The organism is Mesorhizobium sp. P2_D6, from assembly GCF_056404315.1.
The window spans coordinates 302,510-328,444 of record NZ_JBFUEG010000008.1 but is presented as its reverse complement, the minus strand read 5'-3'; the positions used below and the strand labels follow the sequence as shown (position 1 = coordinate 328,444).

General features: G+C 63.3%; 19 protein-coding genes and 1 pseudogene. 11 read left to right on the top strand and 9 right to left on the bottom strand.

The genetic code is table 11. From position 1 onward, the window contains the following. Positions 1–2 precede the first annotated feature (2 nt). Entirely contained in the window at positions 3–788 is a 786-nt protein-coding gene (locus AC1D1L_RS19505) for an SDR family NAD(P)-dependent oxidoreductase (RefSeq protein ID WP_477343083.1), read from the bottom strand. An 83-nt stretch (positions 789–871) separates the two neighbouring features. Between AC1D1L_RS19505 and uxuA the strand changes: the two genes are divergently transcribed. Further along, entirely contained in the window at positions 872–2,056 is a 1,185-nt protein-coding gene (uxuA, locus tag AC1D1L_RS19500; RefSeq protein ID WP_477343082.1) for a mannonate dehydratase, read from the top strand. A 12-nt stretch (positions 2,057–2,068) separates the two neighbouring features. Here the strand turns inward: uxuA and AC1D1L_RS19495 are convergent. Continuing rightward, positions 2,069–2,425: pseudogene (locus AC1D1L_RS19495) on the bottom strand (amidohydrolase family protein); the annotation flags it as partial. Between the two features lie 124 nt (positions 2,426–2,549). Between AC1D1L_RS19495 and AC1D1L_RS19490 the strand changes: the two are divergent. The 5 genes from AC1D1L_RS19490 to AC1D1L_RS19470 all read left to right on the top strand — a co-directional run bounded on the left by AC1D1L_RS19490 (position 2,550) and on the right by AC1D1L_RS19470 (position 9,500). Next, positions 2,550–3,839 (top strand): D-arabinono-1,4-lactone oxidase, encoded by a 1,290-nt coding sequence (locus tag AC1D1L_RS19490; protein WP_477343081.1) that lies wholly within the window; start codon positions 2,550–2,552, stop codon positions 3,837–3,839. Then, positions 3,836–5,008 (top strand): alanine racemase, encoded by a 1,173-nt coding sequence (locus tag AC1D1L_RS19485; RefSeq protein WP_477343080.1) that lies wholly within the window; start codon positions 3,836–3,838, stop codon positions 5,006–5,008. The genes AC1D1L_RS19490 and AC1D1L_RS19485 overlap by 4 nt, the downstream gene beginning before the upstream one ends. A 23-nt stretch (positions 5,009–5,031) precedes the next feature. Further along, positions 5,032–6,744 carry an aldehyde dehydrogenase family protein gene (locus AC1D1L_RS19480; protein ID WP_477343079.1) on the top strand — a complete coding sequence of 571 codons (1,713 nt, stop codon included), beginning with the start codon at positions 5,032–5,034 and terminating at the stop codon, positions 6,742–6,744. Positions 6,745–6,805: 61 nt separating this feature from the next. Continuing rightward, complete coding sequence (locus tag AC1D1L_RS19475; protein ID WP_477343078.1) at positions 6,806–8,458, top strand: FAD-binding dehydrogenase; 1,653 nt, start codon at positions 6,806–6,808, stop codon at positions 8,456–8,458. A gap of 157 nt (positions 8,459–8,615) precedes the next feature. Continuing rightward, positions 8,616–9,500, top strand: coding sequence for a hypothetical protein (locus AC1D1L_RS19470; protein ID WP_477343077.1), 885 nt, complete (start codon positions 8,616–8,618; stop codon positions 9,498–9,500). On the opposite strand, the gene AC1D1L_RS19465 is transcribed toward AC1D1L_RS19470, so the two are convergent. The 3 genes from AC1D1L_RS19465 to AC1D1L_RS19455 are packed head-to-tail and all read right to left on the bottom strand — an operon-like array spanning position 9,472 to position 14,291. Further along, positions 9,472–11,013 (bottom strand): hypothetical protein, encoded by a 1,542-nt coding sequence (locus AC1D1L_RS19465; protein WP_477343076.1) that lies wholly within the window; start codon positions 11,011–11,013, stop codon positions 9,472–9,474. The genes AC1D1L_RS19470 and AC1D1L_RS19465 overlap by 29 nt on opposite strands. After that, on the bottom strand, positions 11,010–12,140 hold the full coding sequence (locus tag AC1D1L_RS19460; protein WP_477343075.1) for a glycoside hydrolase family 5 protein: 1,131 nt from the start codon (positions 12,138–12,140) through the stop codon (positions 11,010–11,012). Before AC1D1L_RS19460 ends, AC1D1L_RS19465 begins: the two co-directional genes overlap by 4 nt. A 3-nt stretch (positions 12,141–12,143) precedes the next feature. Beyond that, positions 12,144–14,291, bottom strand: coding sequence for a GumC family protein (locus AC1D1L_RS19455; RefSeq protein ID WP_477343074.1), 2,148 nt, complete (start codon positions 14,289–14,291; stop codon positions 12,144–12,146). 233 nt (positions 14,292–14,524) lie between these two features. Between AC1D1L_RS19455 and AC1D1L_RS19450 the strand changes: the two genes are divergently transcribed. Together AC1D1L_RS19450 and AC1D1L_RS19445 are read left to right on the top strand one after the other, a co-directional pair. Beyond that, on the top strand, positions 14,525–15,937 hold the full coding sequence (locus AC1D1L_RS19450; protein WP_477343073.1) for a lipopolysaccharide biosynthesis protein: 1,413 nt from the start codon (positions 14,525–14,527) through the stop codon (positions 15,935–15,937). Continuing rightward, positions 15,934–17,028: a glycosyltransferase family 4 protein gene (locus tag AC1D1L_RS19445; RefSeq protein WP_477343072.1), complete on the top strand. Its 1,095-nt coding sequence runs from the start codon at positions 15,934–15,936 to the stop codon at positions 17,026–17,028. Before AC1D1L_RS19450 ends, AC1D1L_RS19445 begins: the two co-directional genes overlap by 4 nt. 112 nt (positions 17,029–17,140) lie before the next feature. Here AC1D1L_RS19445 and AC1D1L_RS19440 read toward each other — a convergent pair whose 3' ends face one another. Continuing rightward, positions 17,141–18,643, bottom strand: coding sequence for a glucosamine inositolphosphorylceramide transferase family protein (locus AC1D1L_RS19440; RefSeq protein WP_477343071.1), 1,503 nt, complete (start codon positions 18,641–18,643; stop codon positions 17,141–17,143). A 259-nt stretch (positions 18,644–18,902) separates the two neighbouring features. Between AC1D1L_RS19440 and AC1D1L_RS19435 the strand changes: the two genes are divergently transcribed. Then, positions 18,903–20,051 (top strand): GNAT family N-acetyltransferase, encoded by a 1,149-nt coding sequence (locus AC1D1L_RS19435; RefSeq protein WP_477343070.1) that lies wholly within the window; start codon positions 18,903–18,905, stop codon positions 20,049–20,051. Between the two features lie 93 nt (positions 20,052–20,144). On the opposite strand, the gene AC1D1L_RS19430 is transcribed toward AC1D1L_RS19435, so the two are convergent. Beyond that, on the bottom strand, positions 20,145–21,368 hold the full coding sequence (locus AC1D1L_RS19430) for an FAD-dependent oxidoreductase (RefSeq protein ID WP_477343069.1): 1,224 nt from the start codon (positions 21,366–21,368) through the stop codon (positions 20,145–20,147). After that, positions 21,365–22,138 carry a WecB/TagA/CpsF family glycosyltransferase gene (locus AC1D1L_RS19425; protein WP_477343068.1) on the bottom strand — a complete coding sequence of 258 codons (774 nt, stop codon included), beginning with the start codon at positions 22,136–22,138 and terminating at the stop codon, positions 21,365–21,367. The genes AC1D1L_RS19430 and AC1D1L_RS19425 overlap by 4 nt, the downstream gene beginning before the upstream one ends. Before the next feature lie 889 nt (positions 22,139–23,027). Here AC1D1L_RS19425 and AC1D1L_RS19420 point away from each other — a divergent pair. Further along, a complete protein-coding gene (locus AC1D1L_RS19420) occupies positions 23,028–24,080 on the top strand; it encodes a Dyp-type peroxidase (RefSeq protein ID WP_477343067.1) in 1,053 nt (350 codons plus the stop codon). Further along, positions 24,077–24,883, top strand: a complete 807-nt coding sequence (locus tag AC1D1L_RS19415) for a family 1 encapsulin nanocompartment shell protein (protein WP_477343065.1) — start codon at positions 24,077–24,079, stop codon at positions 24,881–24,883. The genes AC1D1L_RS19420 and AC1D1L_RS19415 overlap by 4 nt, the downstream gene beginning before the upstream one ends. Here AC1D1L_RS19415 and AC1D1L_RS19410 read toward each other — a convergent pair. Beyond that, positions 24,845–25,858, bottom strand: coding sequence for a GlxA family transcriptional regulator (locus AC1D1L_RS19410; protein WP_477343064.1), 1,014 nt, complete (start codon positions 25,856–25,858; stop codon positions 24,845–24,847). The genes AC1D1L_RS19415 and AC1D1L_RS19410 overlap by 39 nt on opposite strands. Between the last annotated feature and the right edge of the window lie 77 nt (positions 25,859–25,935).

The window sequence follows — 25,935 nt, the reverse complement described above, 5'->3', positions numbered from 1 at the left end:
CCTTACTTCACGCCAATGCCTGCCGTCAGGCCGCCATCAATCTTGTAGTCGGCGCCGGTGCAGAAACCGGCTTTCGACGAGCACAGGAAGGCGATGAGTTCCGCCACTTCCTCCGGTTCGCCGATGCGGCCGAGCGGATGCGCCGCGCCGAAGCGCTTGAAGGCGTCTTCGAGATCGGCATCGCTGCCACTCTCGCCGCGCGCGGCCTTCTCCAGGATCGGTGTGCGGATCGAGCCGGGGCTCACCGAATTGACGCGGATGCCTGCGGCCGCGTAGTCGAGCGCCAGCGAGCGCGTCAGCGTGTGGATGGCGCCTTTGGTGGTGGCGTAGGCGGCTACGTTCTGCTGGCAGGCGAAGCCCTGCACGGAGGCGACGTTGACGATGGCACCGCCGCCGCGCTTGATCATTTCCGGAATGCCGAAATGCGCGGTCAGATAGATCGAGCCGACATTGACCGTCATTGCCCGGTTCCAGGTTTCCCAATCGGTGGTCGTCGCGGTACCGTAGGGATGCACCGCTGCCGAATTGACGATGACGTCGAGACCGCCGAACTTCGCCACGCCAGCCGCCACCGCGTCGCGTACCTGGTCGAAGACTGAGACGTCGGTGTCGATGACCAGCGCTGAGGTTCCAGTGCTTTCCAGTTGCGCTTTCATCGCCGCATTGGCGGCGCGGTCGATGCCACAGGCGATGATTGCAGCGCCGCCGGCCGCAAGGCGCTTGGCGGTCGCCAGACCAATGCCGGTCGTACCCGTCACCAGGCCCACCTTGCCCTCGAAATCCGTCATTTCTAAAAACTCCTTCCTTTTCTATCGACTCCCGTCGCGGTCCAACAATAAGTTGCCAACCTCTCGCAGAAGGAAAGCCGAAAATGGAACAATGCTGGCGCTGGTATGGACCCGACGATCCGGTGACGCTCGATCATGTCAAGCAGGCTGGCGCCACCGGCGTTGTCTCGGCACTTCACCACATCTATGACGGCAGGGCGTGGCCTGAAGCCGAAGTGCTGGAGCGCAAGCGCATCATCGAGGAAGCCGGACTGACCTGGTCGGTCGTCGAGAGCATCCCGGTCCACAATTCCTTCAAGATCGGCGCGCCGGAACGAGAGCGCTATGCCGGCTACTATCGCGATAGCATCCGCGCGCTGGCCAAGGCCGGCATCGCCACGATCTGCTACAATTTCATGCCGGTGGTCGACTGGACCCGCACTGACCTTGCCTACCGGCTGCCGACGACGGGCTATGCCCTGCGTTTCGATGCGATCGATTTCGCCGCCTACGATCTGTTCGTGCTGAAGCGCCAAGACGGCGCCGACAGCTATACGCCGGCGCGCATTGCCGAGGCGGAGAAGCGGCTCAAGGAATTGCCGCCCGAGAAGATCGACCAGATCGAGCGCAACCTCATCGCCGGCCTGCCGGCGACCGAGCGCAAATATGATCGCGAGAGTTTTCGCGAGGCGCTTGCCGACTATGACGGGATCGGGCCGAAGGAGCTGCGCGACAACCTCGCCTGGTTCCTGCGCGAGATCATTCCGGTGGCGGAAGAGGAGGGGGTGCGCATGTGCATTCACCCCGACGATCCGCCGTTCTCGCTCTACGGCCTGCCGCGCGTCGTTTCGACCGCTGAGGATGCACGTTTCATTCTCAATGCCGTCGACAGCCAGGCCAACGGGCTGACGTTCTGCACCGGCTCCTACGGCACGCGCGCCGACAACGACATTGTCGCCATGGTCAAGGAATTCGCCGACCGCATCCATTTTGCCCATCTGCGCAACATCACCATCGAGAAGGACGGCTCGTTCTACGAGGCCGAGCATCTCGAGGGTGGCACCGACATGGCGCATGTCATCCTGGCGCTGATGCAGGAAGAGGCGCGCCGCCATAGAGAAGGCCGCGCCGACTGGCAAATCCCGATGCGGCCGGACCATGGCCATCTGCTCGCCGATGATATCGGCAAGACAAGGATCAATCCCGGCTACTCGCTGATCGGCCGCCTGAAGGGCCTCGCCGAACTGCGCGGCATCATGCGCGCCGTGGAGACGTTCGGGCTGGCGTGACAGGGCTGGACTTTATGCCCCGTCATCCCGGCGCCGGCCCAGCGTGCCGTCGCTATAGATCATGCGGCCGGCACGGAATGTCGCCCGTACCCGCGCCACCGGCTGGCGATCGGCCACCACGAGATCGGCCAGAAGTCCAGGCTCCATGGCGCCGCGATCGGTCAGGCCTAGCGCTGTCGCCGGATTGGCGCTCGTCAGCGCTGCCGCCGCCACAAGACTGCCTCCGCGCAGTTCCGCCAGGCCGAGCACGGCGGGCAGGATCGAGGCCGGATGATAGTCGCTGGCCAGCATGTCGAGCAGCCCGGCTTCATAAGCATGGCGTGCCGAAAGATTGCCGGAATAGGACTGGCCGCGCAGCGCATTGGGCGCTTGCCGTTCGATTGCCAGCTTGACAGAAAGCTGACAATGTATCATATCCAAAAGCTGACTATGTATCATATTATTCCATGCGGCTGTTAAGACCGGTCAAACCGGAGGTCCCAGGGAGGCGATTGTGGGAGAGACTATCAGCCAGTGGAGCAATTGGTCGGGCTATGTCACGGCCACGCCCCAGGCTTTTGCCGAACCGCAAACTCTCGAAGCGTTGAGCGTCGCCATTCGCAATTCGCCGGGACCGGTTCGTTTCGCTGGCACGGGGCACTCCTTCACGCCATTGGTCAAGAATGACGGAACCATCCTGTCGCTCGACCGCTTCGAAGGCCTGAAGGCGCATGATCCCGAAAGACTGACGGCGAGGGTCGGCGCCGGCACCAAGATCGGCACGCTGGCAAAACTTCTGCACGGCGTCGGCCAAGCGCTGCCGAATATGGGCGACATCGACAAGCAAGCGTTTGGCGGCGCGCTTGGCACCGCCACGCATGGTTCGGGCATCACGCTCGGCGCCTATCATACGCAGCTCGAGGCGATGCAGATCGTCGACGGGCGTGGCGCGGTCAAGGAGTTCGACCGAGCCGAGAGCTCCGACATGATCGATGCCATGGGCGCCTCGCTCGGCGCTTTCGGCGCCGTCACCGAAGTGACGATCCGCAATATGGCGAGTTACCGGATGCGGCACCGCCGCTGGACGGCGCCGGTTGCCGACGTGCTTGCGCAATTCGAAAGCATCATGACGGCGCATCGCTCGGCCGAGTTCTACTACGTGCCGTTCTCCGGCCAGGCGCTGCTGATCGCCAGCGACATCACCGAGGCGCCGGCGACGGTGCGGCCGCCGACGGAAGACGACGATGCCGTCACCACGCTGAGGAAGCTGCGCGACTATCTCACATGGTTCCCCTGGCTGCGCCGCCGTCTCATCGGCTCGGCCTTCGCCAAGGTGCCGGCCGAGGACTATGTCGAGGACTGGCTGAAGGTCTTCACCTCGGAGCGCAACGTCAAGTTCAACGAGATGGAGTACCACCTTCCGTTCGAGGAGGGGGCGGCGGCGCTCGGCGAGATCATTGCTATGCTCGAGACGCGGTTCCCAGAGGTCTACTTTCCGATGGAGGTGCGCGTCGTCGCGCCTGACAACATCTGGCTGAGCCCGTTCTACAAGCGCCCGACCTGTTCCATCGCCATTCATCACGGCGTCGAGCGCGATCCGATGGCATTCTTCAACGCCGCCGAGCCGATCTTCAGGAAGCGGGGCGGCCGCCCGCATTGGGGCAAGATGCACAGCCTGACATCGAGGGACTTGAGCGCGCTCTATCCGCGCTGGAACGATGCCATGGCGGTCCGCCGCGAGATGGACCCGGACAACCGTTTCGTGTCGCCCTATATGGCAAGGCTGCTCGGCGTCGCGGCATGAGCCTGACCGACACCTATTTCGCTGACCTATCCGGCGCACTCAGGGCGGCCGGGATCTTCCAGCCTTGCCTGGTGCTTGATCTCGACCGGCTCGATCACAACATCGCTGCGATCAAGGCGAAGTTCGCCACCGGCCTCGACCTGCGCCTCGTCGACAAGTCGCTGCCATGCCTGCCGCTCATCGAGCACATCCGCGCGGCGTTTTCGACCCACAGGCTGATGAGCTTCCATCTGCCGATCAGCGCCGAAATGCTGCGGAACTTTGCCGATGTCGATCTCCTGCTTGGCAAGCCGATGCCAGTCGCCGGCGCCAGGCACGCACTGACCAAGGGTGTTCTCGCCGGTCTTGGCGAAGCGACGTCGCGCATCGTCTGGCTGATCGACACCGAGGAGCGGCTTGCCGCCTATGGTGCACTTGCCACTGAGCTCGACCGTGAGCTGCGCATCTGCTTCGAGGTCGATGTCGGCCTGCATCGCGGCGGTATCAGCGATCCCGACGCGTTGGCTCGGGCGGTTGCCTCGCGGGCGAATTATCCGCGGCTGAAATGCGATGGCGTCATGGCCTATGAGGCGCATATCGGCCACATCCCCAAACTGCTCGGCGGACCGGCCAAAGCACGCGCCAAGGCGGTCAGCCTGTTTCGCCAGTATGTCGGCTGCCTCGCGCCCGACCAGCGCAAGATCCTCAATCTTGGCGGCAGCAGCACCGCTTTGCTCTACGACAGCTGGGTCGGCGCCAATGAATTGTCCATCGGATCGGCCTTTGTGCTGCCGACCGATTTCGACGTGTCCAGCCTCAGCCAATTGCAGCCAGCCGCTTTCATCGCGACGCCGATCCTGAAGGTGGTCGATGTCCAGCTGCCGGGCCTCGACGAGCGCTCCTGGCTGCTGCAGAAACTCGGACTGTTGCCGCGCCGCGGCTGTTTCCTCTATGGCGGCAAGTGGATGGCCAAGCCTGTCCATCCCGCCGGGATGAAGGCCGACAAGACGTTCGGCTTTTCGACCAATCAGCAATTCATGGCGCTGCCCGACGACGCGAATATCGGACCCGACGACTACGCCTTCCTGCGTCCGACGCAGAGCGAATTCGTGCTACAGCAATTCGGTTCGATCCAGGTCTATTCCGGCGGTAAGATCGTCGCGCAATGGGCCGCGCTGCCGTTTTCGTAAAATCGAAGTGGGAGGAAGAAACGATGGTCGCCAAGGCAATCAAGACCCAGCCCACCGAGCCTGAATGGGCAGCCGAACTCGACCTCGCGCTGACCGATCTCGACGCTAGGAAGGATGACTGGGCGCTGACCTCGAACAGCGAGCGCATCGCGCTGCTGCGACAGGTCAAGGACCATGTCCGCGAGGTCGCCGAGGCCTGGGTCAAGACCGCCACCCGGAAGAAGGGCATCCCGACCGGCTCGTCGCTCGAAGGCGAGGAATGGCTGGCCGGCCCGGCGGCGCTGATGGATGGCTGCAACCAGTTCATCCACACGCTCAGCCTGATGGAGGGCAAGACCTTCCTCGACGGGCTGCCGGTCCGCACCTTGCCCAACGGGCAGGTGGCGGTGACGGTGGTTCCGAACTCGGTCTGGGACAAGGTGCTGTTCACCGGTCTGAAGGCCGAGATATGGATGCAGCCCGGCGTGACCAAGGCCAATCTGGCCGAAAACACCGCCTCGGCCTATGACGCGCCGGCGAGGAGCCGCAAGGGCAAGATCGGCCTCGTGCTCGGCGCCGGCAATGTCGCCTCGATCGCGCCGCTCGACTGCCTGCACAAGCTGCTCGTCGAACACCAGGTCGTCCTGCTCAAGATGAACCCGGTCAACGACTATCTCATCGATTTCCTGCGGCCGGCGCTGCGGCCGCTGATCGAATTCGGCGCGCTGCGCATCGTGCGCGGCGGCGCCGATGTCGGCGCCTATCTGTGCAATCACGATCTGGTCGACGACATCCACATCACCGGTGCCGCCGCCTCGCACGACGCGATCGTCTGGGGTGCCGGCGAGGAGGGTCGCAAGAACAAGGCTGCGGGCACGCCGGGGAACAGAAGGCGTATCACATCCGAGCTTGGCGGCGTGGCGCCGACCATCGTGGTGCCCGGCCCATGGTCGAACGCCGACATCGCCTACCAGGCCGAACTGATCGCAACCCAGAAGCTCAACAATTCCGGCTTCAACTGCATCGCTTGCCAGATGCTGGTGCTGCCGGAGAGCTGGAACAAATCCGATGCGCTGCTGGCAGCGCTGGAGAAGGTGATGCAGGCGGCCCCGTCGCGGCCAGCCTACTATCCCGGTGCCACCGAGCGCCTCGCCGCGTTCGAAGCGCATGCCGATAGCGTGCAGAAATTCGAGCGGCCCGGCGGGCCGGCCTGCGTGGTGGTACCGTTCCGGTCAGGCACGGACACCTATCTCGAAAACGCCGAGGTGTTTGCGCCGGCGCTCAGCGTCATGCGATTGCCGGCGGGCAACGCCGAATCCTACCTGCGCGCCGCGGTCGCCTACGCCAATGAAAAGCTGCACGGCACCCTGGCCGCCAACATTCTCATCCATCCCAAGACGATCGCCGAGATCGGCCGGCAGCACTTCGAGGAGATAGTTGCCGAATTGCGCTATGGCGGCATCGGCATCAATTCCTGGAGCGGCGTTCTGTTTGCGCTGCTGCGGCCGACCTGGGGCGCATATCCCGGCCACACGCTCGATGACGTGCAGAGCGGCATCGGTGTCGTCCACAACACCTATTTGTTCGACAAACCGGAACGCAGCGTGCTCGAAGCGCCGTTCCGCATCATGCCGAAACCGGCATGGTTCCTGACCCACAAAAGGGCGCACATCGTCGGCCGGCTGATCACCGAGTTCCACTACAAACCGAGCGTCCTGAAACTGCCGCGTATCATCTGGAACGCGCTGCTGGGATAGTGCCGAGTGGCAAGCGACGATCCCAGGGCAGCATCGCAAAGGCGAGACAGGAGTTACGACAATGGCTGACGCGGATGCAATCATTGTGGGCGGCGGGCTGGCCGGTCTGGCCGCCGCCGCCGAACTCGGCGATGCCGGCAAGCGCGTGATCATCGTCGAGCAGGAAGGCGGCGGTTTTCTCGGCGGTCAGGCATTCTGGTCGCTCGGCGGCCTGTTTCTGGTCAACACGCCCGAGCAACGCCGCTTGCGCATCAGGGACAGCCGCGACCTCGCTTGGCAGGACTGGCTGGGTTCGGCCCAGTTCGACCGGCCCGAGGATCACTGGCCAAGGAAAGTGGCGGAGGCCTATGTCGATTTCGCCGCCGGCGAGATGCGGCCCTGGCTGCACGCCATGGGCATGCGTTGGTGGCCGGTGGTCGGTTGGGCCGAGCGCGGCGGCGCGCTGGCCAATGGCCACGGTAATTCGGTGCCGCGCTTCCATCTGACCTGGGGCACAGGGCCGGGCGTGGTCGCGCCGTTCGAAAGGCGCGTGCGCGAACACGTTGCCAAGGGGCTGATCACGCTGAAATTCCGTCATCAGGTCAGCCGGCTGATCAAGACCAACGGCGCGGTCACCGGCGTCGCGGGCGAAATCCTGGAGGCGTCCAACGTCGAGCGCGGCAAGCAATCGAACCGCACGGTCGTCGGTGATTTCGAACTCTCGGCCGGTGCCGTCATCGTCACCTCCGGCGGCATCGGCGGTAATCACGATCTTGTCCGCAAGGTCTGGCCGGTCGAGCGGCTCGGGCCGGCGCCGAAACGTATGGTTGCCGGCGTGCCGCACCATGTCGATGGCCGCATGGTGGCGATCACCCAGCAAGCCGGCGGCGCCGTCATCAACGCCGACCGCATGTGGCACTATGTCGAAGGGCTCAAGAACTGGAATCCGATCTGGCCGAACCATGGCATCCGCGTGCTGTCGGCGCCGTCGCCGCTATGGTTCGACGCGCTCGGACAGCGCATGGAGGCGCCGTTCTTCCCGAGCTTCGATTCGCTCGGCACGCTGAAGCGCATCCTGTCGACCGGCCACGACTATTCCTGGTTCGTGCTGACCAAGACGATCGCCTCGAAGGAGTTCGTGCTGTCGGGCTCCGAGCAGAACCTCGACTTTACGGCCAAGGATTGGCGCGCCGTGCTGAAGAACCGGCGCGGCGGCAAGGCGCCGCCGTCGGTGGCGGCATTTCTGGACAAGGGCGAGGACTTCGTCGTGCGCGAGAATCTGGCTGATCTGGTCGCCGGCATGAACGCGCTCTCCGGCGACAATCTGCTCGACTATGACAGGCTCAAGGCGCAGATCGTGGCGCGCGACCGTGAGGTCGAGCATGCCTACACCAAGGACGCGCAGGTCACGGCCATCCGCGGCGCCCGCAACTACATCGGCGACAAGATCTTCCGGGTAACCAAACCGCACAAGATACTCGACCCCAAGCACGGGCCGCTGATTGCGGTGCGCCTCAACATCCTGACGCGCAAGACGCTGGGCGGCCTGCACACCAACCTCAATTCGCAGGTTCTCGACGGCAATGGCGAGCCCATTGCCGGGCTCTATGCGGCGGGCGAGGTGGCCGGCGGCGGCGGCGGCGGCTATCACGGCTATAATGCGCTGGAAGGGACATTTCTTGGCAGCTGCATCTTTTCCGGCAGGAATGCAGGCCGGCACGCGGCGGGCAGGTGACGCCCTTGCCAACCCTGCAATCGATGCCGAGACAGGCCATCATCGGCGCTATAGCGGGGATATTTTCCGACGACAGAGCAGATTGTTAATCGTCCTGCGTTATTGGGGGCTTGGGGGTGAATGGATCTGGTAATCGGATCGTGTTCACGGATCGACTATGGCAGTATTTGGTACCGTTCCTCCCGATCTCAGCTGCCGGCCAATTCAACAGGGTGATTGGGACGGCGTAGCCGATTGCCTGCTCCGGGGCTTTCCAGAACGCAGCCGCAATTACTGGATGCGGGCGCTTGCCCGTTTGTCGCAACGTCCCGTCGTCGCCGATTTTCCACAATACGGCTTTGCCTTGGAGAATGCCGGCCGGATCGTTGGCGTCGTGCTGACACTCTACGCCCGCTTCCCTGGCCGGGAAGGCGACGAAATCCGCTGCAACATTTCCAGTTGGACGGTGGACGAAGGGTACCGTCCCCAAGCCATGAAGTTGATTTGGGCGATCCTCAGGCGCAGGGACGTGACCTTCACGAACATTTCGCCGGCGCCGGCGACATTGAAGGCCAACAAGGCGCTCGGCTTTCAGCTTTTTTCCAATGGACAGTTTGCCTTCCTGCCCGCCTTGAGTTCGGTGCGGTGGTCGTGTCGGGTGCTTGAGGTTCGTCCCGACCTTGCCGAGTTGGCGATGCTCTCCGACGGCGAAAGATACATCGTCCTGGAACACGCCGTGCTGGGCTGCATCTCTCTGGTCTGTATTTGCGACGGGGTGGCGTCTCCGCTGGTGTTGATGCCGCGCCGAATCCTGCATGGTCTTATCCCCTGCGCCCAGATCGTCTATTGCCGCTCCCTGGCGGATCTGAGCCGGTGTGCCGGCGCCGTGGGGCGTTTTGTCTTGCGAAGGGGGATCCTGCTTTGCCTCGTCGACGCCAAGGAGCCTATCCCTGGCCTGTTCGGCCGCTACTTCGCCAACCGGGGGATAAAATACTTCAAGGGTCCGAAGCCGCCGGCGCCCGGCGACCTGACCTTCACCGAGCTTGTGGTGTTTGGGCCGTAATTGCTCTTTGCATCGCCAGTTCGCGCCAGCGCGTGCCCAGCGACACGCCGACAAGCAGCAGGCAGAAGCCGAGCGCCAGCGGCGAGTAGAAGGCTTCTTCCTGCAGCACGGCATTGGCCGAGATGGTGACGATGACGACGAAGCCGAACAGGAAATCTGGGTCGCGGGTTTCGATCAGCTGCCGCCGCGCCGCCATGGCGAGCGCCGCCAGGAAGCCGAAGAAGACAAAGCTGCCTATGCCCATCTGATAGAGCATAACGCCGACGGCGCTTTCGACGGGAACGGAGGCGACACCTTCCGCCTGGGCGTTGGCCCAGCTGAGATTGAGGCTGGTGCTCGACAAATTGCCGCCAAAGCCCAGTCCCTGTCCAAGCGGGTTGGCCAGGAAGTCGCGCAGGCCGGCCGTCAGGCCAAGCACGTGATAGTCCCCATGCGTCGCGCCATAGCCGATTGCCGCGGTCGTCCAGGCTAAAGCCAGGACTATGACGGCGGTGAGCGTAAAACCGGCACGGGAGGGGCTGTAGATCAGACGCATGGCGAGCGCGATGAGCAGCAGGAACGTCGCGCCCTTGGAGCCGATGACGAGCAGCAGCGGCAAGGCCGCAATGGGCAGCAGCCAGCGTCCCTTGAACAGCAGCCAGGCCGATATGATGCTGAGGGCATAGGCATAGCTGATCGGATGAAAATTCGGGCCGCCGACACGAAAGACGTTGGGCAGGATGTCGTTGAAGAACGGCGTGTTGAAGAAAGTCGTGGTCATCACGTCCTCAAGCCCACGGAAAACGAAGCCGGTCTCCTGTAGCGCCTTCTCCCAGACGCCGGTCTCGATCTGCCGCGATATGCTGCGTTCGATGTAAAGGTCGCCATGGAAGAGGCTGAGGAAATTCATCGTGAAGATCAATTCCAGATATCCGTAGACGACCGCGCCGGCACCGAGCCACAACATGCTCTTGCGCAGGTCGACCGGATAGAGGCTGGCGGCGAGCACGGCGATGTGGAAGCAGGCAAGCGGCGTGATCGTGTTGCGGAAATAGACGACCGCGTCCTTGGGCTGACCGTGCACGACCCCCAGGGCGAGATAGAAGGTGATGGTTCCACAGAGCACGAGGCTGAGCAGCAGCCAGAAGCGCAATTCGATCAGGGCGCGCACGCGGTGCTGGAACGACGCGGCAAGGAAAATGCCGAAGGCGCTCATCAGGATGACGAAATTGGTACCGCGCAGCGAATCGAACGTATCGTTGTCTGGGATGTAAGGGGTGTACCAGGTGACCACGAGGTTCTGGTAGAGGAAGGCGCAGATGATCAGGACGGGAACGCCCGCGGGCAGGGCGTTGGACACAATCAGCGTCAGGAGGAAGGTCGCGGCAATGCCGAACGGGGTCCAGACGGCAAAGGCCGAAACCGTCAAGACAACAACGATCAGCGACACGCAGACATGCAGCAGTGCGTCGCGCGGGGCTGCCAGGCTTTGCGCGCGCAGGCCGACTGGCGGATAGGCTCCGGTGACGCTCATTGCCCAGCAGCCTCACCGCCCAGGAGGGCAGCCATCATCGAAATGTTGAAGCCTTCTGTGCTCTGCCTGCTGGGGATGAAGCCAAAGCCCTGGTCGAGCTCCCAATAGGTCCAGCCGATATGGTTGGCTTCGGCGGCCTCGCGCACGGCGCGGACCCAAGCCGCGCGGCTTTGCGCATCGACGCAGAAATTGAGCACGCCGAATTCGTTCAGCATCACCGGGCAGTCATGAGCCGCCGACCAGCGTGCGGCCTCGGCAAAGTTCGAAGCAATCGCGGCCGCCGTCCATGGGTTCGAAAGTTCGTTCTCGAGCAGGGAAGCGGCTTCTTCGTCGCCAGCAGTGCGCAGTCTTGCAATGAGCTCGCGGACCGCCGGAGTCTCCCTTGTCGCGGGAAAGGGCAGGTTGGCCATGCGGGCGAGCGGCGACGTATCCCAGTTCTCGCATTGATGGGTAAACGCCATAGGCGCATAGAAGTGGATGGCGGCGATCTGATTGTCGTCGGCCAGAGGCGGCGTATCGGCTATTTCCCATATGCCCTGGAAGCGTGCAGGGCCCCAGACCAGTGTGTGGCGCGGACATGTTTCGCGCAGCGTCTCGGCGAGCCTGTCGCGCAGCGCCAGCCAGACGGCGCGCTCCATCGGTGGCTCGTTCAGCAGCTCCGGATAGACCGAGGCCGCCGGCAGATCGGCGATGACGGGACGCAAGGCCGTCCACGCCTGCACAACCTGTTCGCTTGCGGCTGCCGGATCGCGCTCGAAAGCGGCGTGAAGGTCGGCGGACGGGTGCATGTCGACGAGAACGGCAAAGCCCAGCCCGGCAAGGTCGGCGACGCCGTCACGGATGCGGCGGAGCCCGACCGTGTCGCCGGCCGAGATAAGATCGCTGTTTACCGGCAAGCGGATGGTTTCGAACCCCGACTGGCGCAGCTTTTCCAGCGTCGCAGTGGCGGGAGCAATCCCCGCCTCGCGATCGAGCCATCCCGGAAGATTGAAGCCACGTGACGGAATGCTGCGCGCGGTCGTCGTGGCGGAGGCCGGGAAGGGGAGGGCGGCAAGCACAGCCCCGCCGGCCAGAGCGAGCGCCTGCCGCCGTGACATCACCGGCAGCGATGTCAGCTCCGCCGGCACGGATCAGCTCCTCGCAGCCGAGCTGCGGCGCCAGTCGCCGGCATCGGATGGCTGCACAGGCGTGCGCGCGCCAGTCGCCACGGTCTGCGGGGCGATCACCAGCGTGGCACTGCGTCCGATCTGGGCGACGCCCAGCCGTTGCACCAACAGGGTGGCAGCGTCGGCTGCCTGCTCCGACAGGGTCAGCGCCAGAAGCGTCAGATCGGCCGGCGTGAAAAACTCCGGGGACCACGCCTTTTCGCTGAAGGCCGGGGCACTGACGAGGATGAAGTCGAAGGCATTTCCAGCCTCGGTCAGGACGTCGCCCAAGGTCCGGCCGCCTTTTTGCCCCTGCGGGCTGCAGATGGCGGTTCTGAGGCCGCTGGCGCTGTCGACGAATATGCCGGGGCCGTGGTCCGCCGAAGCGGATGGCTGGCCTTCGATCTCGACGACCAGCACGTTCTGCTCGACGCGCTGCAGGCTGATCCCAATCAATGCGCCGGCAAGCCTTGCCTCGAGGCTGCCGCGCGTCGAGGACACCGCCAGCACAAAGGGTTTGGGATGGTCGTGCAGGCGCAGGATGATCTGCCGCATCAGCTTCAGCACGTCGCGCGAAAGCGCCTCGTCGCCGTCCTGGAACAATGAGGCCCTGATTGCCTTGATGCCTGAAAGCGCCGTACCGCTGGCCGGCACGCGGTATTCGCCTAGACTGGCCGGCAGCGGCTGCGGAGCCGGCTGGGCAGCGGCACGCCGTGCGTCCTGCCTCGGCTGGACCGCCGGCACCACTTCTTCCTTGGGCGCTTGCGGTTCGTCTTTGGGCCGGCGGACCGGGCCGAACGCCAGAGCGAGACCGCATCCGGCGAGAAGGCCAAGAACCGCGCTCACTGGCAACAGAAGGGCCGGCTTCGGCCAGGTCGGTTGCAGTGGCGGCGAAGCCTTGGCGATCGTGCGCGCCTCGGAGGTCTGGACGCCCTCCATCTGCGAGGTTTCCTTGGCGCGCTTCAGATAGTCGTCGAGGACGCCGCGAGCGGCCTGGGCTTTGGAGTCCAGCTGCCGCAGCTGCACCTGGGCAAGGCTCGAGTCGGAAGACTGCTGGCGCAAGGCTTCGAGCTTGGCCTGCAACTTGCCGACATTTTGCGCCGCAAGATCGTAGCTGGCCTTCAGCTGCTGCCTGATGCGGTCGGCCTCGGCACCCATGAGCCGGTTCATCCGCTCAAGCTCGGACCGCAGCCGCGCGATCGCCGGATGGCGCGGCCCATACATGGTTTCGAGATTGGCGAGTTCGGCGGCGCGCTGGTTATAGTCGTCGCGCAATTTTATGGCCGAGTTGGAGGACAGGATTTCCGCCAGCCTGGCCAGACCCGCAGGCGAGCTGCCCACGGCAAGCGCCTGATTGTAGCGGTCCCTTGCCTGGTCGGCGTCGCCCTGAGCGGTGATCAGCTGCGTCGTCAGCTGGTCGAGCTGGAATTGCAGCGTGCCGCCATCGGTCGGGTCGACGATCCTGTGCGTCGTCTTGAAATCCTCGACCGCGCGTTCGGCGTCGCTGACGTCCTTCTGCAGGCCCTTGATCCGGTCGTTGAGGAGGGAGTTCACATCGCTGTTGGCGCCTTCGCGCTCTCCGGCAAGACCGGTCCGGTAGCGCTCGACGATGGCGTTGGCGATGCGCGCGGCCGTCTCCGGCGATTTCGAGGTGAAGCTGACATTGATGACATAGGTGAGCCCTTCGCGCTCCACAGTCACCGCTTTTTGAAAGCGCTTGAAGGTCGCGTCGCGCGTGGCTTTCTTGTCCGATCCGAATATGGAAAACAGCCGCGATACCAGGCCGCGGCCCGAGTATTCGGGGTCGTTCTCCACCTTTTGACCGTCGAATACATCTCCCAGCAGATCCTGCGATTCGATGACGAAGACCTGGCTGGCAATGGCGGCGCTGTCGGAGCCGATGCCGGGAAGAACATTGTTGAAATTGGTGGAACGCGAATCGCGCGGGTCGATCAGGATCGAGGCTGTTGCCGTGTAGCTCGGGCTGGTCACGGCGAGATAGAGCACCGTCAGCAGCAGCACGGCACCTGTAATGACAAAAATCATCAGGCGACGGCCCCAAAGAATCGCCCAGAGCGCCGCGATATCAAACAGCGGTGGAAGCGTGCGATCGTCGATGCTGGCAGGACTCATCATTTTTCCTCTGCAGAGTCACATCACTCTACACCTCGCACTATTTCCCATTATCGTTAGCCCTTCGTTAAGGTTACCAAAGCGTTTCACCTTTGTATGCAGGGGCGCCAGTAACCATTCGTCGCGTTGGCACTGGCGCTTGCGGGAGTTTTTGTTCTATTCAGAGACAGGTTTCAGGGTCGGTTCGGCTGCCGCGGGGGCAAGGCCATTGCCGGTCGTCACGGGAGCCGATCTTGGATGACAACATAAGCGACAACAAAGCCGCAATGGCTGGGAGCGGCAATCCGGCAGCCGACATGCGCATGTCCATCCCCGCGCTCGCCAGGAGCGGGGCGGTCGCGGGTGTGATCAAGCTCGCCAGTGCCGGCCTGTCGTTCCTGATGTTCGTGGCCGTGGCGATGGTGATGGACGAGCGGCAGTTCGGCCTCTACAGCGCCACCTATGCCGGCGCCAGCCTGGTTTCTTTCTTTGCATCGGTTGGCCAGCAGAGCACCGTGCTCAGGTTCTGGCCGCAATATGCCGGCCTCGGCGACCTCAATTCGGCGCATGGCATGATGGCGCGCGCCATATTGGTGGCGCTGCTCGGGCTTGTCGTCTCCAGCCTGCTCATCCTGGTAGCGGGGTTTTTGCCGTTCGTCGGCGGCGGCACGCCCGAATGGCTATCACTGTGCCTGGCTGCCGCGGTGCTGTCATTCTCGCTCGGCTGGTCGGAATTCACCTCCGGCGCCTTCCGCGCCAAGCATGCACTCATTTACGGCCTGTTGCCGCGCGATATCATATGGCGGGCGGCGACCATTGCCGCCATGCTCGGGTGCCGCTTCCTGCGTATCGAGATGGGTGCGGTCGCAGCGACCTTTCTGACCGCGGGGCTGCTCATCCTTTCGGTCGTGCCACAGACGGTGCTTCTGCTGCGCGAAACCGCGCGCGCCGAGCGCGGCCCGCTCAGCCCAGCGCAAAAGCAGGAATTCAAGACGGTGACACTTGGCCTGTGGGGCGTCACCTCGCTGCCGCCGGCGCTCGGCCAGGTCAGCACCTTGCTGGTGGCCATGATCCTTGGGCCGGTGCCGGCCGGCGCCATCTTCGTGGCCGACCGGACAACCCGTTTCGTGGCGCTCGCGCTCAACGGCATCAACCAGGCGCTGGCGCCGCAGATTTCGAGCGCCTTCTATAGCGGCGACAGGGCGCATGTGCAGCGCATCACCAGCCTTGCGGCACTTGGCAGCTTCGCCATTGCGCTCTGCGTGCTGGCGGCGTTCTGGCTTTTCGGCGGCTTCATCCTGTCCATTTTCAATCCGGCCTATGACACGCCGACCATGCGTACGACGCTCGTCATCTTCGGCATCGGCGCGACCTTCGCCACCGCTTGCGGCCCGATCGAGATACTGCTGCAACTGACCGGCCTCCAGCATGCACTGTTCAAGGTGCTGATCATCGTCAACGTGCTGGGGCTCGCCGCGACGGCGGCGACGACCTACTATTTCGGGCCGGTCGGCGCGGCGGTCACCATCGCCGGAACGGTGATTGCCTGGACTGCCCTCGCAGTGTCGATCGCGCGGCGCCGAATAGGCATAAACCCGTCCATCTTCGGCCTCGCGATGGGCAAGGCGGCAGCCGTTTCCCGTCCTGTGCTTAGAGACCGCACGTGAAGATCGTGCAGGTCCAGACGCAGGCGGAGGCGGCCGGTGCGCAACGCGTTTCCGACATGGTGGGTGAAGGATTGCGGGCGCGTGGCCATGATGTCCGCACCGTCTTCATGTACCGGAAGACCGACGCATTCGACCACGACGCCAGCGCCGATTTCATCCTTACCGAGCCGCCAAAAGGCTTGCCGGGACAGATCCGGGCGACCATCGGACTGGTGAGCTATCTGCGCAAGGCGCGGCCGGATGCCGTCATCACCTATCAGCATTATGGCAACATCTTCGGCACGATCGGCGCGCGACTGGCCGGGGTCAGGCACATCGTCGCCAACCAGAGCGGCGCACCGCACACCAAGGGCACCATGGGCCTGCTCTCCCAGATCGACAAGCTTATGGGCGTGACCGGCCTTTACCATGCAAACATCGTCAACTCGGCCTGGACCGAAGCCCAATTCGATCACTATCCGCATGCCTACCGGCGCCGACTCCATCGCATCGATCACGGTGTATCGGCGCCGCGTGAGCAATTCGACAAGGCTGCTGTGCGCGCCCGCTTCGGCTTGCCAGGCAATGCGTGGCTTGCCGTCTCGTCCGGACGCCTGACGCGGACGAAGAACCAGATCGCGCTGGTCGGGGCACTTGCACGGTTGTCCGACATTCATGTCGCGCTTGCCGGCGTCGGACCGGAACTCGAGACGCTTGTCACCTTTGCCAGGGAGCGGGGCGTGGCGGACCGGTTGCATCTGGTCGGCGAAGTTCCGCCGGCACAGATTTTCGAATTCCTGGCGGCGGGCGATGTCTACGCCTTTCCGTCGACGAGCGAGACCTTCGGTCTTGCCTGCGTCGAAGCGGCGATTTCCGGGCTGCCGGTGGTGGCGAACAATCTTGCGGTGATGCGCGAGGTGCTGACCGCGCAAGACGGCGAACCGGCTGCGATCTTCGTCGAGGCCGACGCCGCCGGCATGGCCACGGGGCTTGCCGAGATGATCGCCAGGCCGGAGCTCATGACCAGGCTTTCGGCGGCCGGTCGGCGGCTCAAGGACAAGTACTCGCCGGCCCAGATGTGTGCCGGCTACGAGGCGCTACTGCTTTCCTAGAGCGGTTCATGGAAACGGTGAATCGCTCTATGTCTTTATTTTGCGCAATTCCCAAGGGAAAGCGCTGCGCGCTTTTCCCGGGAAAACCGCTCACACTTTTCCTGGAATTGCTTTAGCGCCTCCGCACCGCCGCGATCCCGTCGATTACTTCCAGCCTGCCGGCGCGGTTGAGCGTGTGGATTTTCGGGTATGGCCAGTCGCCATCGGCAACGATCGGCCGGGGTGCTGAAAGCCGCACCGTCTGCCGGTCGAGCTGCAACAGTTCGGACAGGCCGAGGCCACCGCCATAGCCGAGCGTTCCGTCCTGTACGGGAAGAACGATACGGCCGTCGCGGCTGTGTACGAAAGCGCCACCCGGACGCGCCATGCGATGGTCGATCAGGATCGGGTTGCCGGGATGTGGCGTCCAGGGGCCGGTGAGGGCAGGAGCCGAAAACACCACCAGCGTGTCGGAGGTGCTGCCGTAGCCGTCGCGGTCGGTGGCGAACAGCCAGAGCTGCCCGTCATGTTCGAGCAGCGTTGCGTCGGAAACCTCGCCCTCGACCAAAACGGTCTCGGCGGTCCAGCGATCCGGGAAAGCTGACGCGCGATAGAGGGTGAGCTTGCCGCTGGCGCTGGCTTCGGGCAGCATCCAGACTGCCCCGTCACGCTCGAACACCTGGGGATAGGAGAGGTGGTGCAGTTCCTCCAGAACCACCCTCGGCGCCTCCGGAACCCCGTTGGCATCGAACGCAACGACCGAGATGACAGCCTTGCCGGTGGCATGGGGATAGTCCTCGACGAACAGGAACGACTGGCCCTGCCATTCGAACGGGAACGGATCGGCGTAGAAATGGTCGCCGGGGTCGGGCAGCACCGACCAGCCGCTGCCCAGCCTGCCGGTTTCCACGACGCCGGGGGTATCGGCAAAGCGGTAGCCGACCCGCCAATGCGCGTGGCGATAGCTGACGCGCCGGATGATTTCACGGCCAAGCCGCGGCAGCGCCGAACCGAGATAGGCGGGCAGGAATTGCGTTACCGGAGCGCTACGAGCTTCAGACGACGGTTCGTTCTGCATGGGCCGGCCGTCGGCAAAAGCCTTGGCGAGCGAGACGATCAGGGTAATGGCGCGTGCGAGCACATCTTCCGTTCCGAGCGCCACCGATTCCCGCTTGTCCACCATCGGCCGTGCCTGGCCGACCACTTTTCCATCAAGGACGGCATCGATAACAGGCAACTTTCCGGCCGCGACCACTGTTGCCACTGCAAGATCGGACCGAGATCCGTAAAAAAGGAGGCCAATGGTTGGTACATCGGATCGCGGCGCATTGCCGGCAAGGTCCAGCCTGAGTGCTGCGGGCCGGCCGGCCGGCTGGACCGGAATCTCGTTCAACGCTGCGGCCAGATTGGGACGGCGGCGCCGAAACAGCAGCTGTTCGAACGCGAACGCGGCTTTGGTCGAACCTGGCCAGCCTGCCGTTCCCGGCTGCTGCAGCACGGCGACATCGTGGCCGTCCGATTGCAGTTGCTCGATGACGATCTTCTGCCACAGGCGCGGTGCAGTTTGTGGAACAATGACGTCGATCGCCAGCATGTCGTACCAGTTCGCGATTGTATCGGGACCCGGCCTGGACATTTGAAGAGAAATGACCGGTACAAACAAATGACTGACTGAAAAAACTTACCTTGCGGTTACTTGCAAGTCTGGCCATTCGCTTTACGGGAAGAACTTGACCAATCCTGCCGGGCAGCCGCGCAATGCTGGATTAACGGTAGATATGCAATCAGCGCTTGAGGCCCCGCATATACCAAGTTTCGAACATTCCATGCGGTTGACCTTGACGTGGAACGCAAGACAGCGTCGATAGACCATACCCAGCCGGTTCGGACCATACATGTTTGAAGTCACAGTCGAGGATTCGTTCGATTTTCGTTCGAAGGAATATGCCGAGCTTTTCGCCAGCTCGGCCGCGACTGCTTTTCAGCACCCCATTTGGCTCGCCCTGCTGTACGAGAAGATCGTCGGAAATGGTGCGGCCACGCCGCTGATCATCGTCGTGCGGGCAGGCGGAAGACTGGCGATGGTCCTGCCGCTGGTCAGGCGTCGCTACACGCTCTTGAAAGTCGTGGAATTCGCCGACATGCGTGTTTCCGACTACATATCGCCGGTCGCCGACGAGGAGACGTTTTCGCGTATCGTGGCAGATGGCCGCACTGTGGCCGCCATCCGAAAATATCTGAAGCCCTATGACCTGCTGCGCATCGGCAAGCTGGCCGACCGCTCGCTGGCAATCGAGCGCCTGTTTGGCATCGACAAGCGCGAAAGCATGGGCATGAGCGCCTATTCGAGCAAGCTGGAGCCGACATTCGCGGCGTGGCGCGAACACCAGCTTGACAATTCCTACCGCAAGGAACTCGACAAGAAGTCGCGGCAGCTCGGCCGGATGGGCCAGGCGCGTTTTGAATGTTCGGATAGTATCGACGCCATCCGGAGGACATTCGATGCGCTCAAATTGTATCGCGGCAAGCGTTTCGACGGCAGCGACGGCCCGGCCGACCTGTTGCAGTCGCCGTCCTATTTCGAGTTCTATATGGCTGTGGCGGCAGAGGGATGTGGCGGCTTTGCCCGCACCTACACCTTCTGGATGGACGATCGGGCGATCGCCGGCGCGCTTGGTCTCGCCCATCGCGGCTCGCTGCTGGTCATTCTCGGCGGCTTTGACGAGGCGGGTTACCGGAAGCAGTCGATCGGCAGCCTGATGTTCGAACAGATCGCCCGCGACTGCATCGAGCGCGGCGACCATTCGCTCGACTTCACGATTGGCGACGAACCCTACAAGATTACCTTTGGTGGCCGGCCATCGCCGATGTGGCAGATTTTCAGGGCCGGCAGCCCGCTCGGCTATGCTGCGCACATGACCGTCGAGAAACTGCCGGCGGCCAAGGTGCTGGCGCGGCGGCTGGTCGGGTCGCATGGCAAGAAGCCCAAGTCCGGCCGCACCGTGCTGCCGCAGGCGCCCAGCGACGAGGCGGCCGGCTCCTAGAACAATTACAGGAAAAGGGTGAAGCGGTTTTTCGCGGGAAAAGCGCGCCAGCGCTTTCGCCGCGGAATTGCGTAAGAACAAAGATAGAGCGTTTCAGGTTGTGGCTTCTATGCCTGGCTTTCTGAAACCGCGCAGCCTGGCCGCGAAAGCGGGGCTAAAATTGCTGATCTTCTGCATGACGCGACGACGGCTGAAATGAAGCTGCCGGTGCGCGCGCCAGCGCAGGTCCGTGTCGATGGTCAGGCTGCGGCGAAAATCAGCCATATGCAGGCCGTGTTCGTCCATCGCCTGCTTTACCGGATCGTCGTAGAATGTTGCGATCTTGGCCGCCGTCATGCCGGGCGAAGCCATCCACTGCGGTACATGCACCGTGCACAACCGTTCGACATCGGTGAGCAGCCGGCTGACGCCGGTTCCGGCGGCCGGACAGGATGTCTGATAGGCATCGCCGATCAAAACAACGCCGTTGCGCACGCAGTTCTGCGCCACGGTGATGTCGGTGAGCCAGCTGTCGACTCGGTTGATGACTTCGAAATCGCCGAACGCGTTGACCAGCCCCGGCAGCGTCTCGATGAGCGTCTCGCGTGGACGTTCGCGCAGCGCCTTCACCCAGGGATCACGGTGATCGCGGAAGACGAACAGATTGGCGCGCGTGACGTCGGCGGCGGGAAAGAAATTGAGGTAGTCGATGCCGTCGGAGACCCCGCCGTAATAGGTGAGGGCCGGGTGCTTGAAGGCGCCTGCTCCCACCGGGCGCAGATTGAAGCCGAAGGTCAGCGACTGCTTCTGATGGACGAAATGGCGCTCGATGCCGAGGTCGCGTTTCAGAATGTCGCCCATGCCGGTGGCGAGCACGAGCAGCCGCGCCGTCACGTCGTGGTGGTCGAGGATCGACACACGCTGGCGGTCCGCTCCCGTCTCCAATGCGTTCACGCGGCCGGCTATGAAGCGAACGTTTTCGGGCAGTTCGGCGCGCATGGCGGCAACGAGGTCATCGTAGAAAATGCCGTAGTGGCGCGCATGCGTGCGATCGAGAAATCGTCCCCTGCGGATGTTGACGATCTCGTCAAAAGCCACGGCAGCCGTCGAAAGCCTGTCCAGAAGGCCAAGCCGGCGCAGTTTTTCAATCTGGTCGCCGGCGACTTTCTCGACACGGAATTCCCTGGGAAAGACCGAATGGCGATCGATCAGGATGACGCTGTAACCGGCCCGTGCGAGTACATTCGCCGCAATGGTGCCGGAAAGTCCGGCGCCGACGATGGCGATCTCGGCATCGGTCCCTTCCGGCAGTGAGCTGTGGCGATGCTCGGCAGTCATTTGGAATACCTCAATATGGCGTAGACGGCGCGGGGGCTGGTCGTGAAGTAGCGCCAGAAAAGCCGGCGCGGCTCCATCATCACACGCCAGAGCCATTCGAAGCCAGCCTTCTGCACCCATAGCGGGGCGCGCCGGACCTTGCCCGCGATATGGTCGAAAAGCCCGCCCGACGTCTTGATCAGGCCGACATTGTGGAGCCGCGATGCATAATCGCGGATAAAGATCTGCTCGCGCGGCACGCCGAGGCCCAGCCACAATATGTCGGGCGCAAGCGCGTTGATCTCGTCGAGTTTCCTTTCAAGCGCCTGGCCGGCGAGAAAGCCGTGACAATTGCCGGAGATGCGCAGGCGAGGGTATTTGGCGCTGATACGGGCGACAGCCTTGTTGTTCGCCGCCTCCGTCGAACCCAGCAGGTAGAATGTCGTGCCTTCCTGTTCGGCGAGCTTGGCCACATCATGGAACAGGTCAGTGGTGGCGACCCGCTCGGGCAGCTGCACGCTGCACAGCAGGCGCGAGGCGAAAACCAGCGGCTGGCCATCGGCGAAGATCTGGTCGGCCTGGCGAAACAGCCCGGCGACCTCCGTGTTCTGCCCCACCTGGGCGATGACATCGCCATTGGCGGAGGTGAAATAATAAGGGCGGGTGTTGGGCAGATGCCCGCGCGCCGACGCGATCATCAGCCGGGCGGCGTCTTGCCGATCGATAACGGTGATCGGCAGGCCGCCGAGCAAAACCGTCGGCAAGGCGGGAAACTGCGCGCCGGTTGTCACGCCTGCGGGTGCGGTCTCGCCAAGTGAGCGGGGATGGGAAGCCTCACCTGCTGCGGACGCCTCGGGGCGCCGCGCATCCGCTTCGCGGATCGCGCTCTTACCCCCTTGAGATTTTTTTGAAACGTCACGCATCGTGGAAGTTACCCATTTCGAAGTATTCTAAGTAAAACGAGGGGGAAGTTAAGCGATACGTTAATAGTTAGTTAACGGGTAAATTTTTCATAAAATTGTCAGATATATCAATGTGTTGCATCGCCGCAGCGAAGCGTTGTCAAAATCGCGAAGAACGGACCATTTCAGGTCGAGTTTGTTTTTTGGTCCTGGAGCAAAAAACCCAATTGGATCAACGCGCTCTTTGCATTTTGTCGGCCTACAGAATTCGATTGCAGTGTGGCGGGGAGTTTGGCATCGCGAACGCCTACGCAGCCGCTGGACGACATGGAAATGTCGACGCGGCCTGCGTCAAGAAAAGGTCGATGAGAACCGGATTTCCGTCATGTTCCATGGATAGCGATTGCTTTAGATTGGATGTCAAAAACACCAACCGATCCGATGTTTACAAGCAACCGCTGTTGGTAAAACTATGTTGTTCTGGTTGCATTTACTTGCAGACATCGTTCTCATGCCATGCGTCGAGAATTCGACGCCGCTGCTTTTCATAGCCCGCTTCGCCCCGTCGGACCTGCCCACGATACGGTAATCGAAGGGCAGGCGCATCGTGAGGCAATCGGATCAAAAATCCTTCCGACCTATTCCTTGGAGGGATGCCCATTGCGGCGGGAATACCGTATCGTCGAGGGCGGGCGCAAGCACCAAATCCGGTGAACCAACCTGAGTACGATGCTGCTTGATTCAGGCACCGCGTCAGAGGATACCGAACGGATCAAGCATGGAGTCCAGTTTGCCAGCCGTTGTTTCGCAACCGGTCGTCGCCCTCCTGACGCGGGCCGCGATTTTTCTTGTCGTTACGCTCAAACCCGGCCCCGAACACGACGCGACCGCACGCGGCCTGTGCGCCGGTCTTTCCGCACTCAAGCGAGCGGTCGGCTTCCGCGACCTCGAGGGCGGGTTGTCCTGTGTCATGGCAATTGGCTCCAACGCGTGGGACCGGCTGTTCGCAACCCCAAAGCCTAGGGATCTGCATCCGTTCCGCGAGATCCGCGGCCAGCATCACGCTGTTTCGACGCCGGGCGACATGCTGTTTCATATCCGTGCGGCGCGAATGGACCTCTGCTTCGAACTGGCGACGCAGATCATGGCGCGGCTTGGTAGCGCTGTCGCCACGACGGACGAGGTGCAGGGCTTCAACTATTTCGACAACCGCGATCTGATCGGTTTCGTCGATGGCACCGAGAACCCCGTGGATCAGGGCGCAATCGACGCCACCATCATCGGCGAGGAGGATTCTGACTTTGCCGGCGGCAGCTACGTCATCGTGCAGAAATACCTGCACGACCTGACGCGCTGGAACGAAGTGCCGGTGGCGGAGCAGGAGAAGATCATCGGCCGGACCAAGCTTTCCGACGTCGAACTCGACGACGCGGTCAAACCGACATCGGCGCACAATGCGCTGACGTCGATCACCGAGGACGGCGAAGAGCTGGAGATCCTGCGCGACAACATGCCGTTCGGCGATGCCGGCAAGGGCGAGTTCGGCACTTACTTCATCGGTTATGCCCGCTCGCCGCGGCGCATCGAACAGATGCTGGAGAACATGTTCATCGGCCGCCCGCCCGGCAATTACGACCGGCTGCTCGACTTCAGCCGCGCGGTGACGGGCACACTGTTTTTCGTGCCGTCTGCGACTTTTCTTGACGGTGTTGCGGCGGATGCGACTGCTGCTCCGCTGTCGACCCAGCCTGAGGCGACGGATCAAACCCAGTCGCGCCCGCGCGATGGTTCACTCGGTATCGGATCTCTCAAGGATGTGAGGCAGACATGAACACGCTTTACCGGGAACTCGCTCCCATTTCCGACGGCGCTTGGGCGCAGATCGATGACGAGGCATCGCGCACGCTCAAGCGACATCTGGCGGCGCGGCGCGTCGTCGATGTCGTCGGCCCGAAGGGTTTTGACCTGTCTTCCGTCGGCACCGGCCATACCAAGCCGATCGCGGCGCCAGGCGAGGGGGTTCAATCGACACAGCGCGAGGTCAAGGCGCTGGTCGAGTTGCGGGTTCCGTTCGAATTGACGCGCCAGGCGATCGACGATGTCGACCGGGGTGCCACGGATTCAGATTGGTCCGCGGTGAAGGAAGCGGCGCGCAAGATCGCTTTTGCCGAGGATCGCTCGGTGTTCGACGGCTACGCCGCCGCCGGTATCCAGGGCATTCGTGAAGGCACCAGCAATCCGGTCGTGGCGCTGCCGGCCAATGTGATGGGCTATCCGGAAGCGGTTGCCCAGGCGGTCAGCCAGTTGCGGCTCGCCGGGGTCAACGGCCCCTATGCGCTGGTGCTGGGTGCGGCGGCCTACACGGCCGTCAGCGGCGGCAGCGACGAGGGTTACCCGGTCTTCCATCATATCGAGCGCATGGTCGATGGCGGCATCATCTGGGCGCCGGCCATCGAAGATGGGTTCGTGCTCTCCACGCGCGGCGGGGATTTCGAGCTCGATATCGGCCAGGACTTGTCGATCGGCTACCTCTCGCATTCCAGCACGAGCGTCGAGCTTTATCTGCAGGAGACGTTCACCTTCCGGCTGCTGACCTCAGAGGCCTGCGTTACGCTTGCGCCGCCGCGGAAGTGAACGCGAAGTCGTAGCGGCCTGACCGCAAGAGAAGCGCTCGCGATAGGCGCGCGGATTGGTGCCCAGCACGCGCAGAAAGCCGCGCCGCATCGTTTCTTCCGAGCCGAAACCGCAGCGGCGGGCCGTCTGGTTGACGGGCTGGCCGCGTTCAAGCATCCGCCGCGCCGCCTCGATCCGGATCTCCTCGATCGCGCGGGCTGGCGTCCGGCCGGTCGCCTCGCGATAGCGTCGCGAAAAACTGCGCGGGCTCATATTGGCGTGGTCGGCCAACTGCGCCAGCGACAGGTCGCGCGACAGGTTTTCAAGGATCCAGCCATGCAGCCGGTCGAAGCGCCCGTCGCCTTGCTGCAGCTTGAGGGTCTGGCTGAATTGTGCCTGGCCGCCGGGACGTTTCAGGAAAACCACCAATTCGCGCGCCACCGCCAGCGCCGTGTGCCGGCCAAGATCGGCCTCGACGAGGGAGAGGGCGAGATCGATCCCCGCCGTTACGCCGGCGGATGTCCAGACATTGCCGTCGCGGATGAAGATCGGATCGGGTTCGAGGCGGACCGCGGGAAAGCGGCGGGCGAACTCAGCGCAACGTCCCCAATGGGTCACCGCGCGACGCCCGTCGAGCAGACCCGCCTGCGCCAGCAGCATGGCGCCGCTGCAGACGGAAGCGGTTCGCGTGGCATCGCGCGAGCGACCGGCGATCCACTGGACCAGCACGGGATCGTCGCAGGCCGCGTTGACGCCCCATCCGCCGGGCACGATCAACGTATCGATCTCGCCTCCGTGCGCCGGCAGCACTGCTGCCTCCAGCACAAGGCCTGCCGAAGTGCGGATACGCGCCGAGGCGGCGACGACCACGACCTCGTAGGGCGCTGGTTCGCCGCCCTGCCTCTTGAAGTCGTTGGCGCTGGCAAAGACCTGAAGCGGTCCGCTGACGTCGAGGAGCTGGATATCGGGATAGGCAAGCACTTCGATACGGCGCATTGGTTTGGCCTGAAACGAGGGGTGAATGGCAATCGTGCCAAACCATGATCCCCTAGATTGGCGGAAGTCAACCCACG